Source organism: Treponema sp. R80B11-R83G3 (assembly GCF_054786115.1).
This window is the reverse complement of sequence record NZ_BDHF01000611.1, coordinates 40,211-53,329: the sequence shown is the minus strand read 5'-3', so window position 1 is coordinate 53,329 and position 13,119 is coordinate 40,211. Positions and strand designations below refer to the sequence as shown.

Here is a 13,119-nt window from a genome sequence, read left to right as displayed (position 1 = left end):
TCTCTGAGAATCTTTACTTTTTCTTCGGCAGTATAACTTTTTCTTTTGCCCATGTTTCCCTCCTGGGCTTTTGTATACCACCTTATATGCTTTGGTCTAAAACGGCAAGTTCAGCGTGGGCAGGACAATTTTTTTGTTTTTTTATTCATCTTTTGGGTAAAAGCGGTAGAAGATACCGTAGTGTGACTTTTACTCCAAGTGAGGCAAGATGTATGCCCAAAGAATTTATTTAGTACAGTGCTATCCGGCTACGCTAGATAGCTTAGGCAGGCTGCGCACGCTGTAAAAACTTCGGAAGAACCCGCCTCGCACTGACGGCCACCTAAAGGCGGCCTTGCTTTTATTTGGGACTACTGCATTTTTTGGTGCTCTCAGCGTGCGGCATTATTGATTTACACGGCTACGCCGTGCGTTTATTTGGCTGTGGCGGGGAACCCACAGAAGATGTTTTTGCCATAGGCAGCCTGCCCTGACTGTACTCAAGGATTTATTGGGCATACATCTTCTAGCAGTAATTAGGAATGAGCAATTTACAATTAGCAATAGACACCATCGGTGGCGTTTAAATGTCGCATAACGACACTATGAAAAAGTGGTGTCAATTACCACTGCATTACCGTTTTGAGAAGACTTCACACAAAGATCACGAAGGAACAAAGATCACAAAGGGGGATTAGGGTGGACTGTTTAAAGTGTTCATTTTTTTAATTCGTCAAAAGCGGCTTGAATATCATTTGACACCGCTTCAAGTAATTTCTTTTTAGCGGATTCTATGCGTTGTGCATGTGCGGTTCTGCCTGGTTTTGTTTCATCATAGAACAGTTGATACGGTTCAATGTGCAACGCATCGGCAATCTTCCCAATAAAAGCAAATGATGGATACCTGTTTCCACATTCAATTTGCCTAATATATGAATGGGCCGCATCACACTTTTCCGCAAGCTTTTTCTGGGAAATACCCATAATTTTACGCCATTTTTTCAGGTTTTGAATAAAAAGCCGACATAAATCCATTTTTGTATTCTATATGCACTCTTTTTTTTTACACAGAGATGCTTGACGAATACATAATATTATATTATGCTAGCAGTATGCGAACAATATTCGGGAAAACGTGGGAATATTGCGAAATTTCAATGGAATTTGAGTTAGGCAGAATAAAAAATTGAAATTGATGAGAGCGACAGCATCTGTGCTGCCGCTACGGAACACTCATAAATAAAGATTTTTATTTTCATTGTTTAACTTAAAAAATTTTATTGCCACACAAGGAGAAAAAAAATGGCAAAGAAAAGATTTATTGTTTTGGCACTTACGGTTTTGGTTGTGGGAGGGGTTTTTGCGCAAGCAAAAGGGTTTTCGATTGGAGTTCGGGCTATAGGAATTATGCCTACCTATGAACCTTCTTCTGACTTTGAAAAGGCGTTAGGCGGAATCTCTGTTGACCTTGAAGGCGATTTTGGTTTTGGTTTTGCGGTTCAAGCTGGATATAATTTTTCTGATACGTTTGGTATACAGGCAGAAATTTTATACAATTCAGATGAGGTCGCGGTCAAAGCGATGGGAATTGAAGCAGCAACATTAAAAGCCTCTTCATTATTAATCCCTGTTCTCCTCCGCGTTGGAACAACTATTGGGGACGGGATACAATTATCCGGTATAGGCGGAATATATTTAACTGTACCAATTGGTGATGGAGAAATTAAACTTTCACCACTTGCAGGAGGTGCCAGCGCAGAAGGAGAATGGAAAGGTTCTATTGGAGCGATGATAGGCGGGATAGTCGGTTACAAAATTGGTCCAGGGGTGCTTTTTGCGGACATTCGATATGGGTTTGATTTTTTAGATACTGAATTTGAATTTATGGGATCAACAGAAAAGGTTTTGAAAAAAAGCGCTTTTCACATTGGAGTAGGTTACTCTATTACCATAGGAGAATAGCCTAAAACTAGCACATGACACTCAAAACGTCTAGTGCCGTTAGTTGTAACAATACTAACGGTACTAGGCTCGCCCGCCTGTCCTGAATACTAGAAACAAGAAAATCAAACAATGCGGAATTGCCTTGATGCCGCTGTACATGGTTAACAGAAAGTACCAGCTATAATCCATATTACCGCTAGAAGATGTATGCCCAATAAACTTCTTGAGTACAGGCGGGCAGGCTGCGCGCGATGTAAAAACATCTTTCGGAATTCCCCGCCGGAGAGACTTGGGAATAAAACAAAAAAAATCAGAGAATAAAAGTCCGGCGACAAACCCTAGATAAAGCTTTCTACCCACACTGTTCAGTCGCCGGAAAGGCTCACAGCCAAATAAACGCACGGCGTAGTCGTGTAGAACCTCAACCGAGACTTTAGGTCGAAGGTTCCCCTCTTGATCAATAATGCCGCACGCTGAGAGCACCAAAAAATGCCGCAGTTCCCAATAAAAGCAAGGCCGCCTTTAGGTGGCCGCCAGTGCGAGGCGGACTCTTCCGAAGTTTTTACAGCGTGCGCAGTCTGCCTGCCTGTACTGAATAAATTCTTTGGGCATACATCGTTCTATAAATACTTGTTGATCTGCCAAAAAAAGAGTATATTAAACATAGAGGAGCTTTTTATGATAGCAGTAACCGAAACTGAAACCACCACCGAATGTATTCACGGAGATGACTGTCCCCTTCATGCCGAAAATCCTCCCTTTAACGCCAAAGTGCTTGCCGCAATAGCAGAGGGAGACGCTATTTTTAATGGAGAAAAATCGGCTAAGTGGTATACCTCTCTTGAAGAAGCAAGGGAAGATTTAGGCGTTTAACTGTTGCTGGACTTTGCTTTTACCAACCAATTTAAAAAAGACATCAAACTAATGGAAAAACGCCATAGAAACATGGACAAAATATATGAAATAATAGCACTACTCATTTGGGGTGAACCGTTACCAGAACATTGTCATGAACATGGATTTTCCGGCAATTATGAAAGACTTACTGATTGCCATATTGAAGACGATTGGGTTATGATCTATCGCAAATCAGAGGAGAAAGTTGTTTTTTACTATACTGGAACACATTCCGATTATCTTTAAAGAAGGAATACAAGTAGTACCCCTTTGTGTTTTTAACAAGAATTCTTGCAATTTAATCATAAAAATCAACCCATATTTGTATAAAAAGACTTATAAATGCATTATAATTAAATAAATGGACAAAATTGAAAATAACAAACCAGATTTCCCTTATATCAGCAGAGATCTTTCATGGGTGGATTTTAATGAGCGTGTAATGAATGAGGGGCTTCGCGCAGAAACGCCCCTTCTTGAAAGATTAAGGTTTCTTTCTATTGTATCCTCCAATTTTGACGAGTTTTTTATGGTCAGGGTCGCGGCGTTAATGCGCTTGCAAAAAGCGGAAGCCGGCAGAACGGTTGATCCTTCCGGTTTAACGGCCGCTCAGCAGTTAAAGGCTATTTCCAAAAAAGTTCATTCCATTATGAATCGTCAGTATGAATGTTTGCGTAATGAAATATTTCCGGGGCTTGCAAAAAACGGTTTGTCTCTTCTGCGCCCCGATTCATGGTCTGTTCCCCAGCTTGATTTTTTAAACGCGTTTTTTTTAAACCAAATATACCCCGTATTAACTCCCCTGCGTTTGGAAGATGACAAGCCCATGCCTTTTATCGAAAGCAGATCGCTAAATGCCGTCTTTCTGCTTGAGCCTGAAAATCCAACTCCGCCTCAGGGACTGGAAGGCGTAGCAAGCGACGCGCCGAAAGAGTTAAAAGTAATTATACCTATTCCCGGCGTTTTAAACAGGCTTATCTGGCTGCCGGACTTTGAAGCGTCGCATAACGGCGGCGGAAAAGAAAACTTTCAGAAAGAAAACTTTCAGCTTGCTTTACTGGATGACGTAATTGTTACATGGGGCGGTTATCTTTTCCCCGGTTTTCGCGTCAGGGAAAGCATGTTGTTTAAAATTAACAGGGACGCTGATTTCTCGGTTGACGAACAGAGAGACGAAGATTTTGTCGAAGCAATGGTAGAAGTTATTGAAGGCAGGGGAAGATCGGAATGTATCAGAATGGTTTATTCTTCGGGAAGCGTCAAATTAAAAGAAGACCTTGCCCGTCGTTTTTTACTGGATAGCGATTATTTGTATGAGGTTGACGGGCCGATTAATCCTGTTGATTTTATGGAATTGTCCAATGTGGCAAGCCTTGAAGATTTGACGGAAAAACCGTGGAAGATACACAAGTCCGTAGATTTTAACGAAGAGACTCCCATCTGGGACAGAATCAGTCAAGGGGACGTGATGCTGCATTTGCCGTATCAGTCTTTTGATCCTGTGGTTCGTTTTTTTCAGGAAGCCGCGACAGACCCGCAGGTTATTTCTATTAGAACCGCGCTTTACAGGACGGGCGGCGCTATTCCGGGAATCGGGCTTCATTCGGGGTCTTCGGCTTTTTCCCCGGTTGTCCGCGCCTTGGAGCAGGCGGCTTTGAACGGCAAACATGTAACGGCGGTGGTTGAACTTAAAGCGCGGTTTGACGAGGAGCGGAATATCTCATGGGCGAACAGGTTGGAAAAAGCGGGCGTTATCGTCGTGTACGGGCTTTCACGCTTAAAAATCCATTCTAAAATTTCGATGGTTCTGCGCAGGGAGAACGACCGCGTAAAGCGCTATGTGCATCTTTCTACGGGAAACTACAACGACAGAACGGCAAAATACTACGAAGACATCTGCCTCTTTACCTGCCGCGATGATATTGCTTATGACGCGGGGCTGATTTTTAACATGCTCACGGGTTACTCAACCGTTCAGACAATGACGAAGCTGACAATTGCGCCTACTGCCCTAAAGCGCCGTTTTCTTGAACTTATAGAAAGGGAAGCAAACAGGGCAAAGCAAAAATATCCCGCCAGAATAATGGCAAAAATGAATTCGCTTACCGATGTTGACGTAATAAAGGCTCTTTACAATGCGTCTGAGGCGGGCGTAAAAATATCCTTGTGCGTCAGGGGCATCTGCACTTTAGTTCCCGGCATAAAAGGAGTTTCTGAAAACATCCGCGTAATCAGCGTCATCGACCATTATCTTGAACACTCAAGAATTTATTACTTTTCCAACGGCGGCGCGGACGAAATTTACTGCGCCAGCGCCGATTTGATGACGCGAAACCTTGACCACCGTGTGGAAATTTTATTCCCCATACAGGATGAAAAACTCCGCGCGGTATTATATGATATTCTTAACGATTATTTCCGTGATAACTGTCAATCTTCCGTGTTGGACAGCGAAGGCAAATGGAAACAGTTGGCTCCTCCTGCGGGAGAAAAACTTTTCCGTGTTCAGAAAGAAATGCTTTCCCGCGCCGCGAGGGACAGTGAAAATCACGGCTCTGTAAAACTTGAATATACCGTGCGGCGCAGTCCGCCCGCGGATAAATGATAGAATATAAAAGGGATCCATGGAGGAAAATTATGTTTGATCAGTATTATTTATTCTTAGTCGTTCCAACTTTGCTCTTGTCGCTTTGGGCGCAGTTTATGGTTAAATCCACTTTTGCAAAATATTCAAAAGTGCCCTGTTCAAAGGGAATAACAGGCACCGCTGCGGCTGATCTTTTACTGCGGACAAACAACATCAACGATGTAAAAGTTGAGCCGGTCGGCGGCTCTCTTACAGACCATTATTCGCCCTCGGATAAAAAATTGCGGCTTTCAGAACCGGTGTACGGCTCAAAGTCAATTGCCGCAGTAGGCGTCGCCGCGCATGAAGCCGGACACGCGATTCAACACGCCACCCACTGGGGGCCTCTTTTCATGAGAAGCACGCTTGTACCTGTGGCAAATATCGGCTCAAGATTTGGCCCATGGCTTGCGATAATCGGGCTTGCTATTCCTGCCAGTTCGTCTTTTGGCGGCATTGCCTCGCTGTTATTAAATATTGGAATTATCCTCTTTAGCGGCGCCGTGCTTTTCTACGTTATCACATTGCCTGTGGAATTTAACGCTTCACATAGGGCTATTACTGTTCTGCGAGCCAACAATGTCCTGACCGAAAAAGAATTAAATGGCGTAAAAAAGGTTTTAACCGCTGCGGCATTAACTTATGTCGCCTCAGCGCTTTCTTCGATTGCCAGCTTACTGCGCCTTATTCTGTTGTCACGCCGCCGCAGATAAAAGTATTTTACGAAAAATTCCCTTCTGGGTCATATATAATACTAAAAATAACTTGATATTACAAAAGATACAAATACTCACAAATATTTGTTAATTTATTATAAATCTTTAATATTTCAACTTGCCCTGTTTTTCTCTTTATGGTACAATACTAAGGTCAAGTTAATAATTTCCCTCTATAATTGGGTTTTTTGAAGGTATTGTATGTTTACTGATTTTCGATTTTTTAATTTTATCTCTGTTCTTGCGTTATTGGTTATCGTAATTGTCCTTTTTATTATTTTATTATTAAGACGCGCCAATGAAAAGAAAAAGCTTGAAAAGCTGGTGCAGTTACGCACTGGTGAGTTAAACAAGCGCCTGCAAGAACTTGAAGCCGAGCTTGAAGCAGCTAACGCTGTAAGCAAATCAAAATCTGCGTTCCATGCAAATATCAGTAATGAAATTCGCACGCCCTTAGACAGCATCATTGGATTTTCCGATTTGGCTCTGGATGATGAGATTTCCAATAAGACAAAAGATTATCTGACTAATATCCGCGTTAACGCGGACTGGTTGCTGCAAATTACCAATGATATTATGGATATTTCCAAAATTGAATCCGGTGAATTGTCGCTGAAAAAAATTCCCTTTGATATGCATGAACTGTTTGCAAGTTGCAGAACCATGGTTATGCCTAAAGCCGTTGATAAAGGAATATTGCTTCACTTCTATGCCGAACCAAGCGTTGGTAAAAAACCTGTTGGCGATCCGGTTAGACTCAGGCAGATATTTGTAAATCTGCTTTCCAACGCGGTAAAATTTACAAATACCGGCATGGTCAAACTTGTGTCCGATATTATTCGTATAGATGATAAGTCCATTACAATACATTTTGAAATTAAAGACAGCGGCGTTGGCATGACCGCCGAGCAGATAGCTGTAATATTTGAGCCGTTTTCAAAAGTGGAAACAGTAATGGCAAGCAGATACGGCGGCACAGGGCTTAGTTTACCGATAACCAAAAGCATCATAGAAATGATGGGAGGGAAACTCTCTGTAGACAGTACGCCCGGCGTTGGAAGCAGATTTAGTTTTGATCTTACATTTGACACGATAGATGTGTCCATGGAAGAAATGTTCCAGAGTCGGATTTTCCCAAAAGAACTTGAGAAACCTGTATTTAACGGCGAAGTTCTTATATGTGAAGATAATTTTATGAAGCAGGAAGTTATACGCGAACACCTTACGAGGGTTGGGTTGAAAACCGTAATTGTGGAAAACGGTTTAATTGGCGTTGAGTTGGTTAAAAGCCGTATCAGGAAAGGTGAGAGATTATTCGATTTAATTTTTATGGATATGAATATGCCCGTAATGGACGGGCTTGAGGCTGCCGTTGAAATCATCAAACTTAATAATAAAATTCCCATTGTAGCCTTGACTGCCAATATAATGACAGAAGACATGGATACTTATAAAGCTCATGGTATAGCTGACTGTGTAGGCAAGCCGTTTACTTCCCAGGAATTGTGGCGCTGCCTGTTAAAATATCTAACGCCCGTAAAACAGTCAGAATTACAAAAGGAAATAAAAAAAGAAGAACCTGCGTCCGATATGGAATTTCAAAAATCTCTGGAAAAATATTTTATTAAAGCAAATATAAATAAATACGAAGAAATATGCAAATTAATAGAAAGTGGCGATGTTAAAACGGCTTATAAACTGGTGCATGCGTTAAAAGGCAACGCCGGGCAAATAGGGAAAAATCGTTTGCAATCGGCAGCCGCCAGCGTTGAACATCAACTTGCAGACAGTGTAAATACGGCTTCACCTGATCAAATGGCCGCGCTTAAAAGTGAATTAGACGCTGTTTTAACGGAATTTTTGCCATTACTTAACGAAGACAATTAATCTTTATTGGAGGAATGTATGGCGGAAAATCAACCGGTTAGTGATGATGTTGTTGAATTATTCAGTAAAGGGAATGCCGCAGGAATGTTAAATAATTTTGCGGAAGCTTTTGATTGTTACCGCAAAGCGGCGGAAAAAGGATACGCTCCAGCACAGTGCAATCTGGCGTTTTGTTATGAAAAAGGGCATGGCGTTCCCCATAATTATGCAAAAGCGCTTGAATATTATCAGAAAGCCGCAAAACAAGGGTATGCTCCAGCCATTTGTAATTTGGGATGGTGTTATGAAAGCGGTAGCGGAGTAGAAATGGATTTAGACAAAGCGGTCGCGTATTATACTAAGGCGGCGCAATTGGGATATGCGCCAGCTCAGGGTAATTTGGGTTTTTGTTATGAAAACGGCAATGGCGTAACTAAAGATATAGAAGAAGCTGTTAAATGGTACAAGCAGGCTGCGGCTCAGGGTAACGTTTTTGCCCAGTATAATTTGGGCGTATGTTATGAATTTGGCAAAGGTACGCCTGCGGATATAGCAAAAGCAATTGAATTATACAAAAAATCCGCAGAGCACGGATACGCGCCAGCTCAGAATTGTCTTGGGATGTGCTATGAGAATGGCAACGGAGTGCCAAAGAATCAGCTTGTAGCCCATGAATGGTATAGTTATGCCGTATTTCAAGGGTATTCAGCCGCAAAGAAAAATCTTGATAATCTTAAAAAAAAGTAATCTAACATTTAAAAACCCCAGTTAGGTTTTTAGATGTTAAATGCTCTTGCCACGCCGCTCTTAATCGCTGCTTGGGCTGTCGCGCGCGCAACAGCGTCCCTTACCCTTGGGTCAAAAGCCGCGGGAATAATGTAATCGCGGCGTAATTCATTTTCGCTTACAAGACTGGCAAGCGCATAAGCCGCCGCGATTTTCATTTCATCGTTAATGTCGCTTGCGCGGACATCCAGCGCTCCCCGGAAAATGCCCGGAAAGGCGAGCACGTTGTTGATCTGGTTGGCAAAATCACTGCGACCTGTTCCCACTACTGCGGCTCCTGCGGCAACCGCCAAATCCGGCATGATTTCAGGCGTCGGATTGGACATCGGAAATAAAATTGCGTTAGGCGACATTGATTTCACCATCTCTGCCGTAACCATGCCGGGCGCTGAAACGCCGATAAAAACATCGGCTCCCCGCAGTACGTCGGCGAGGCTTCCCTTTTTCATTTGCCTGTTTGAAACTTCAGCCATTTCAGCCTTTTCACTGTTAAGGCCGCCTCTCCCCTTGTAAATTGCCCCTTGACGGTCGCACAGTACTACATCAGACAGTCCCAGCGCAAGTAAAAGCCTGATTACGGCTATACCCGCCGCGCCCGCTCCTAACGTAACTACGCTGACATTCTCAAGTTTTTTTCCCGTAAACTTTAACGCGTTAAGCAGCGCGGCAAGCACTACTACCGCAGTCCCATGCTGATCATCGTGAAAAATAGGGATGTCGCATTTCGCTTTTAATTTTCGCTCTATTTCAAAACAACGCGGTGCGGAAATATCTTCCAGATTAATGCCGCCAAAACTCCCCGCAAGAAGCGATACCGTTTCTACAATTACGTCAACTTCTTTTGAACGTATGCAAATAGGGATTGCGTCAACTCCGCCAAAGGCTTTGAACAGTACGCATTTTCCTTCCATTACGGGCATTCCGGCTTCAGGGCCAATATCGCCAAGTCCTAAAACGGCAGTGCCGTCTGTTACAACGGCAACCGTATTCCAGCGCCCTGTCAACTCCCAGCTTTTTTCGGGATTTTTCTGTATTTCAAGGCAGGGTTGGGCGACGCCGGGAGTGTAGGCAAGCGAAAGATCCTCCCGCGTTGACACCGGCATTTTGGGTACAATTTCCAATTTACCGCGCCACTGGTAATGTTTTTTTAAAGATTCTTCAGCATAATTCATAATGGAATCAATATATTAGATAATCACCGTCTTAGCAATAAGCCGTATTATATGCTAGAATTAGAAAAACAATCGGAGAGTATTTTGATAATAGGAATTGATATTGGCAGTACCATAACAAAAGCCGTTTCCATAGAAGATGGAAAAATAATCAAAATGATAAAAACAAAGGCATCGGACGCTATAACTGCCGCTACCGGCGCTTTTGGAAAAATAGTCCTTGAAAACGGCATAAAAATAAACACTGTCGAAAGAATCGAGATTACCGGAGCCGGGGCGTCAAAAATAAAAGACGACATTTTTGGCATTACCACAGGCAGGGTAAATGAGATAAAAGCTATCGGCACGGGCGGAATGTTTCTTTCCGGCATGAATAATATAATTATTACAAATATCGGGACGGGAACCGTAATAATCGAAGCCGGCGATAAAGGCATTTTTCATTTTGGCGGCTCGGGTGTCGGAGGCGGAACAATATTGGGACTGGGTAAAAAACTTTTGTCGGTCGCCGAATTCCATGATATTATGGAATTGGCAAAGAATGGAAAATTAAACCAAGTTGACCTTTTGTTAGGTGACATTACAGATACGGGATTAAGTTTCTTAAACGGCGAATGTACGGCTTCTAATTTTGGGAAAATGCTGGATACCGCCAATCATGGGGATATCGCGCTTGCGATTATCAACATGGTGTATCAGGTAATAGGAGTTCTTTCTGTTTTTGCCGCAAGAGCGAAAAATTACAGCCGCGTTGTTATTACGGGCAATGGCAGCAAAAACCCGATAGGGCGGAAAGTGCTTGCCGACGTAACCTCTATGTATGGAATTGAATTTATCTACCCTGAACAGGCGGAATATACTACGGCGATTGGCGCGGGATTATCAAACAGGGAGTGAAATAAAGAATAATGTTCCCTTGTTGGGTTCCGATTTTAATTTAATTGCGCCTTTTACTTCCTTTATACGGTCTCGCACAAGGTTTAAGCCAATGCCCCTTCCGCCATGAACAGTTTCAGTATCTGCGGTGCTAAAGCCGGGCATGAATATTACCTTCGATAATACGTCAGGATTTTTAGCTTCTTCCTTAGTAATTAAGTTATTGGCTAACGCTCTTTCGCTGATCTTTTGGTAATTAAGACCTCTTCCGTCATCAATAAGTTTTATATGTATATTCTTATGATCTTCCGTCATCTTAATGGAAAGTTTTATAACGCCCATTTCATTTTTACCTTTGGCTTTTCTTTCATCCGGCATTTCTATTCCGTGCAGGGCGGAATTGCGGATAAGCTGCATTAGTATTTCTTTCATTACCCGTCTTGGACCTTTATCTATAGCTTCAGGATCAATTTCAGCCGGGACAAATTTAATTTTCTTTTCTAAGTCTTCGGCGACTCTGGAAGTGGTTTTTGCAAGAGATTCAACCAACACTTTGATATTTTGTTTTTCACCTGTTCCGCCGCTCTTGCCGCCGCTTCCGGCATAACTTTGAAGCTTGTTAAGAATATCCCTGAAACCTTCTTTTTCTTTGGATATCTTTTCTATATCCATGGTCAGATTCAACATTTCACCGAAGGGCACGTCCCCTTGCATTTCCCGTAATTTCTTTATTTTTGATTCCAGATTATGCATCTTGTTGCCAAATACGTTCAATCCTAGAATAACGGCGTTTGATTTAATGGCATGAACAGACTGATAAATCTTAACAAGCGCGTCATGCGTGGGCAATGTGTCATTTTTTTGTACCTTATCAATTTGGTCGAACTCATGCTCCATATCCGCCATAAAGTCGTTAAATACGTCCGGTTCAACTTTGATAAGTTCAAAGACAGACTGCATTTCTTCCTGCCGTCTTGATTCTTCTTCTGCCAATCTTTGCTGCAGTTCTACTCTGGTTGTAATATCATAGACTGTTACCAGAAGAAAGACTTCACCGTGCCCGCGTTCTACCGTGGCAAAGGCAAATTGGAATACTTTTCTGTCGCCTGTTTCTTTGTTTACATAATGAAGTTCATTTAACGGATTTATATCATCCAACATTTCCTGGTCGTAAGTGCGTTCAAGGATCATGCCAAAATAATCCTTTATCGCTTCCAGTTCGCTATGGCTGACTGAGTCGGCAATAACATCCGTTAAATTTTTTCCAAAAAGTTTGGTATCTGAAAGCATTTCCTCCAAATATCTTGAATAATGATCCTGAATAATAAAGTTCTTATCTATGAAGAATAAGCCAATCTTCATGCTGTCTTTCATGACGGCAATTTCATCACGCTCTGCAAGCTGGGTCATGTCGTATAAGCTGATAAGAGTGCCGCCGCCTCCCGGAAGGCCATGCGAAGCAGCTTTAAAATAACGTTTCTGTCCGTTTAATGAAAATTCCCAGTCTTCTTTGTAATCGTCCTTTTCCTTTAATAAATTTCCCGCATGTATTTTCAGGCCTTTTCCCGGAAAAAGATCGATAAGAGGACGCCCTTGAACCAAAGTCGGATCGCTTGTATTTCCCAGATCGGATAAGGTTTTACTTGCGTAAACAACCTCATTGCGTTCATCTATCATCGCGACAAAGTTTTCTGTAGAAGCAAGAAGATCCATGAATGAATTTTGGTGTTCAATCGCTTTATTTAATACAACTGTAGCTAATCTTGTAAGCAACAACATTATAATACTGATGAATAGGCAGATAATCCATATAACCAATACGGTAAATATGGGCACTTTCCCGCCTATAGGATAACCGCTTAAAATAAGAAAGATGGAAAAAATATTTTGAATTATTATAAAACTCAGAGTTCTGTCAAAACTTGAATATATGCAGCTAATAGCGCACAGGAAAATACAGATAAGCATATAATGGGAGTTATACCAGCTACTGAGCATCATAAGCGCCGTATAAAATAATAAAAGTAAAACGGGAATGTTAATCGCCATTTTGTAATGATTTATTGTGTTTTTGATGATTGCGATAAGTATCACCATAGTTAATATCATTACAAGCCCGGCTATACTGTAATTAACCTTAACCTTGGCTACGTAAGTTTCAATAATATAAGAGGCGCTTATAAAAATAACCATCGCAATAGAAGAAAAGTTTGCGATGGTTTTTAATTTATTACTTTCTGTTTTTTTTATTGCCATG

General features: G+C 41.9%; 12 protein-coding genes. 9 read left to right on the top strand and 3 right to left on the bottom strand.

The genetic code is table 11. The annotated features are described in order from the left end of the window. The coding region (locus tag ACYVRH_RS17035) for a hypothetical protein (protein ID WP_461258037.1) at positions 1–233 on the top strand (233 nt) is incomplete at its 5' end. Between the two features lie 463 nt (positions 234–696). Here ACYVRH_RS17035 and ACYVRH_RS17030 read toward each other — a convergent pair. Continuing rightward, positions 697–1,014 (bottom strand): helix-turn-helix domain-containing protein, encoded by a 318-nt coding sequence (locus ACYVRH_RS17030; protein ID WP_461258036.1) that lies wholly within the window; start codon positions 1,012–1,014, stop codon positions 697–699. Positions 1,015–1,281: 267 nt separating this feature from the next. Between ACYVRH_RS17030 and ACYVRH_RS17025 the strand changes: the two genes are divergently transcribed. The 7 genes from ACYVRH_RS17025 to ACYVRH_RS16995 all read left to right on the top strand — a co-directional run bounded on the left by ACYVRH_RS17025 (position 1,282) and on the right by ACYVRH_RS16995 (position 8,775). Beyond that, positions 1,282–1,941 (top strand): outer membrane beta-barrel protein, encoded by a 660-nt coding sequence (locus tag ACYVRH_RS17025; RefSeq protein ID WP_461258035.1) that lies wholly within the window; start codon positions 1,282–1,284, stop codon positions 1,939–1,941. Between the two features lie 660 nt (positions 1,942–2,601). Beyond that, a complete protein-coding gene (locus tag ACYVRH_RS17020) occupies positions 2,602–2,796 on the top strand; it encodes a hypothetical protein (RefSeq protein WP_461258034.1) in 195 nt (64 codons plus the stop codon). A gap of 3 nt (positions 2,797–2,799) precedes the next feature. Beyond that, the gene (locus tag ACYVRH_RS17015; protein ID WP_461258033.1) at positions 2,800–3,066 is read left to right on the top strand and encodes a type II toxin-antitoxin system YafQ family toxin; all 267 of its coding nucleotides are present in this window, start codon (positions 2,800–2,802) and stop codon (positions 3,064–3,066) included. Between the two features lie 115 nt (positions 3,067–3,181). Further along, positions 3,182–5,425, top strand: coding sequence for a polyphosphate kinase 1 (gene ppk1 / locus ACYVRH_RS17010; RefSeq protein WP_461258032.1), 2,244 nt, complete (start codon positions 3,182–3,184; stop codon positions 5,423–5,425). Positions 5,426–5,454: 29 nt separating this feature from the next. Further along, a complete protein-coding gene (locus tag ACYVRH_RS17005; RefSeq protein ID WP_461258039.1) occupies positions 5,455–6,159 on the top strand; it encodes a zinc metallopeptidase in 705 nt (234 codons plus the stop codon). A gap of 204 nt (positions 6,160–6,363) precedes the next feature. Then, positions 6,364–8,049: an ATP-binding protein gene (locus ACYVRH_RS17000; protein ID WP_461258031.1), complete on the top strand. Its 1,686-nt coding sequence runs from the start codon at positions 6,364–6,366 to the stop codon at positions 8,047–8,049. Positions 8,050–8,067: 18 nt separating this feature from the next. Continuing rightward, the gene (locus ACYVRH_RS16995; RefSeq protein WP_461258030.1) at positions 8,068–8,775 is read left to right on the top strand and encodes a tetratricopeptide repeat protein; all 708 of its coding nucleotides are present in this window, start codon (positions 8,068–8,070) and stop codon (positions 8,773–8,775) included. 29 nt (positions 8,776–8,804) lie between these two features. On the opposite strand, the gene ACYVRH_RS16990 is transcribed toward ACYVRH_RS16995, so the two are convergent. Beyond that, the gene (locus ACYVRH_RS16990; RefSeq protein ID WP_461258029.1) at positions 8,805–9,986 is read right to left on the bottom strand and encodes an NAD(P)-dependent malic enzyme; all 1,182 of its coding nucleotides are present in this window, start codon (positions 9,984–9,986) and stop codon (positions 8,805–8,807) included. A 51-nt stretch (positions 9,987–10,037) separates the two neighbouring features. On the opposite strand from ACYVRH_RS16990, the gene ACYVRH_RS16985 reads away from it, so the two are divergent. Then, positions 10,038–10,883: a pantothenate kinase gene (locus ACYVRH_RS16985; protein WP_461258028.1), complete on the top strand. Its 846-nt coding sequence runs from the start codon at positions 10,038–10,040 to the stop codon at positions 10,881–10,883. Here the strand turns inward: ACYVRH_RS16985 and ACYVRH_RS16980 are convergent. Beyond that, on the bottom strand, positions 10,869–13,118 hold the full coding sequence (locus ACYVRH_RS16980; protein WP_461258027.1) for an ATP-binding protein: 2,250 nt from the start codon (positions 13,116–13,118) through the stop codon (positions 10,869–10,871). The two genes, ACYVRH_RS16985 and ACYVRH_RS16980, sit on opposite strands and share 15 nt — an antisense overlap. Between the last annotated feature and the right edge of the window lies 1 nt (position 13,119).

Excerpts from the sequence above, each read along its gene's own strand:
- ACYVRH_RS17030 (WP_461258036.1), bottom strand. The coding sequence starts at position 1,014 with ATGGATTTATGTCGGCTTTTTATTCAAAACCTGAAAAAATGGCGTAAA.
- ACYVRH_RS17025 (WP_461258035.1), top strand. The coding sequence starts at position 1,282 with ATGGCAAAGAAAAGATTTATTGTTTTGGCACTTACGGTTTTGGTTGTG.
- ACYVRH_RS17020 (WP_461258034.1), top strand. The coding sequence starts at position 2,602 with ATGATAGCAGTAACCGAAACTGAAACCACCACCGAATGTATTCACGGA.
- ppk1 (WP_461258032.1), top strand. The coding sequence starts at position 3,182 with ATGGACAAAATTGAAAATAACAAACCAGATTTCCCTTATATCAGCAGA.
- ACYVRH_RS17000 (WP_461258031.1), top strand. The coding sequence starts at position 6,364 with ATGTTTACTGATTTTCGATTTTTTAATTTTATCTCTGTTCTTGCGTTA.
- ACYVRH_RS16995 (WP_461258030.1), top strand. The coding sequence starts at position 8,068 with ATGGCGGAAAATCAACCGGTTAGTGATGATGTTGTTGAATTATTCAGT.
- ACYVRH_RS16990 (WP_461258029.1), bottom strand. The coding sequence starts at position 9,986 with ATGAATTATGCTGAAGAATCTTTAAAAAAACATTACCAGTGGCGCGGT.
- ACYVRH_RS16985 (WP_461258028.1), top strand. The coding sequence starts at position 10,038 with ATGCTAGAATTAGAAAAACAATCGGAGAGTATTTTGATAATAGGAATT.
- ACYVRH_RS16980 (WP_461258027.1), bottom strand. The coding sequence starts at position 13,118 with ATGGCAATAAAAAAAACAGAAAGTAATAAATTAAAAACCATCGCAAAC.